This window comes from Nitratireductor indicus C115, from assembly GCF_000300515.1.
Classification (GTDB): Bacteria; Pseudomonadota; Alphaproteobacteria; order Rhizobiales; family Rhizobiaceae; genus Nitratireductor; species Nitratireductor indicus.
This window is the reverse complement of sequence record NZ_AMSI01000049.1, coordinates 1-2,495: the sequence shown is the minus strand read 5'-3', so window position 1 is coordinate 2,495 and position 2,495 is coordinate 1. Positions and strand designations below refer to the sequence as shown.

Below are 2,495 nucleotides of genomic sequence, written 5' to 3'. Positions count from 1 at the left end.
TGTGAACCGGCATGCAAAATTGACCCTCTAGCTGGGAGGATCGGCGTCCAAAATTGACCCCCCTCTTACAGTCGATCAGCACCCATCCGTTTGTGATTGCGAGCGGATGGAGAGGGGATGAAGTCAGTGGATACGATTGCTCGGGTTCGGCGTGCCTACCATGTTCAGGGATGGTCGCTGAAGCGGATCAGCCGCGAGCTGCATGTGTCGCGCAATACGGTGCGCCGGATATTGCGGTCGAACGAGACATCGTTCTCCTACGAGCGCGAACATCAGCCGATGCCGAAGGTTGGCCCCTGGCAGGTGCAGCTTGATGCTCTGCTGGACGGCAACGATGCGAAGCCGCGTCGCGAGCGCCTGACGCTGGTGCGCATCTACGAGGAGCTTTGCGTTCTCGGCTACGAGGGCAGCTACGATGCGGTCCGGCGCTACGCGAAGAGCCGGGACAAGGCGCGTGGCGCGGCGATGGCCGAGGCCTATGTGCCGCTGTTCTTTCCGCCTGGCGATGCCTACCAGTTCGACTGGAGCCACGAGATCGTGCTGCTCAACGGCGTGACGGTGACCGTGAAGGTTGCCCATGTCCGGCTCTGTCACAGCCGCATGATGTTCGTTCGGGCCTATCCGCGTGAGACGCAGGAGATGGTGTTCGACGCCCATGACAGGGCGTTCGCCTTCTTCGGTGGTGCCTGCATGCGCGGCATCTACGACAACATGAAGACGGCGGTGGAGACGGTGTTCGTCGGCAAGGAGCGGCAATACAACCGTCGCTTCCTGCAGATGTGCAGCCACTATCTGGTCCAGCCCGTCGCCTGCACGCCGGCGTCCGGATGGGAGAAGGGTCAGGTCGAGAACCAGGTCGGTCTGGTGCGCGAGCGCTTCTTCACGCCACGCCTGCGCTTCAGGAGCTACGAGGAGTTGAACGCCTGGCTGCTCGACAGGTGCGTCGCCTGGGCCAAGGTCCACCGTCATGTCGACCAGCCCGAGCGCACGATCTGGGAGGTGTTCGAGGAAGAGCGCGGCAAGCTGGTCGAGTATCGCGGTCCCTTTGACGGCTTCCACACGGTGCCTGCTTCGGTGACGAAGACCTGCACGGTGCGCTTCGACAACAACAAATACTCGGTGCTGTCGACCGCGGTCGGGAGGCCGGTCGAGATCCAGGCCTATGCCGATCGCATCGTCATCCGTCAGGACGGGACAATCGTGGGCGAGCATGCCCGCTGCTTCGGTCGCGGCCAGACGATCTACGATCCATGGCATTACGTGCCGGTGCTGGCCCGCAAACCCGGAGCCTTGCGCAACGGCGCACCCTTCCAGGGATGGGAACTGCCGCCGGCGATGGAGCGGGTGCGGCGACGATTGAAGGCCGTCGATGACGGTGACCGGCAGATGGTGCTGATCCTGACGGCAGTGCTGTCGGACGGGATCGAAGCCGTCGAGGCCGCCTGCCAGCAGGCGCTTGCCGAGAACGTCTGTTCGTCGGCCGTCATCCTCAACATCCTGGCCCGCCACCGCGACCCGGCGCCGGCCGTCACCATCCTCACTCCGGACGCGCTACGCCTGCGCCATGAGCCGCAGGCCGACTGCGCCCGCTACGACAGCCTCAGGAGGGCAAGCTGATGGAACGAACCCAGGTTCTGGAACTGATGGGAACTCTGAAGCTCTATGGCATGCGCAGCGCCTATGACGAGGTCATGGCCACCGGCATCAAACGACAGCATGAGCCGCCCAGGATCGTCGGCGACCTGCTGTCGGCCGAGATTGCCGAGAAGCAGGCCCGCTCCATCAAATACCAACTCACCGTCGCCAAGCTGCCACTGGCCAAAGACATCGACGACTTCGACTTCGCCGACACGCCCGTCAACGAGGCCCTGGTCCGTGACCTCGCCACCGGCGCCTTCATCGCCGATCAGCGCAACGCCGTCCTCATCGGTGGCACCGGAACCGGAAAGTCCCACCTGGCCATCGCCATTGCCCGCTCTCTCATCCGCAACGGAGCACGCGGCCGCTTCTTCAATGTCGTCGATCTGGTCAATCGGCTCGAGACCGAGCATCGCGCCGGAAAGCAGGGCCGCATCGCCGATTATCTCACCCGCCTCGACTTCGCCGTGCTCGATGAACTTGGATATCTACCCTTCGCCCAGGCCGGCGGACAGCTGCTCTTCCACCTCATCAGCAGGCTCTACGAACGCTCCTCGATCATCGTCACCACCAATCTCGCCTTCGGCGAATGGCCCGCCGTCTTTGGCGACGCCAAGATGACAACCGCGTTGCTCGATCGGCTCACACACCATTGCGAGATCATCGAGACCGGCAACGAATCCTGGCGCTTCAAGAACCGCTCTCAAAGCTAAAGCCGGGGAGCCTAACCAACGCGCCCGACCGGGCTGCGCAACCCGGGCCAGCTCCACCCGGTCGGGCGCTCGCCGCAGCGCTCTACACCAAGGGGGGTCAAAATTGGACGCCGATCCGGGGTCAACTTTGGATGCCGTTTGACA

General features: G+C 63.5%; 1 protein-coding gene and 1 pseudogene. Both read left to right on the top strand.

The window, feature by feature from the left end; all coding sequences use genetic code 11:
- Positions 1-117 precede the first annotated feature (117 nt).
- Positions 118-1,684: pseudogene (istA, locus tag NA8A_RS24105) on the top strand (IS21 family transposase).
- The gene (gene istB, locus NA8A_RS24100; RefSeq protein ID WP_009453060.1) at positions 1,617-2,351 is read left to right on the top strand and encodes an IS21-like element helper ATPase IstB; all 735 of its coding nucleotides are present in this window, start codon (positions 1,617-1,619) and stop codon (positions 2,349-2,351) included. Before istA ends, istB begins: the two are co-directional and overlap by 68 nt.
- The last annotated feature ends 144 nt before the right edge of the window (positions 2,352-2,495 follow it).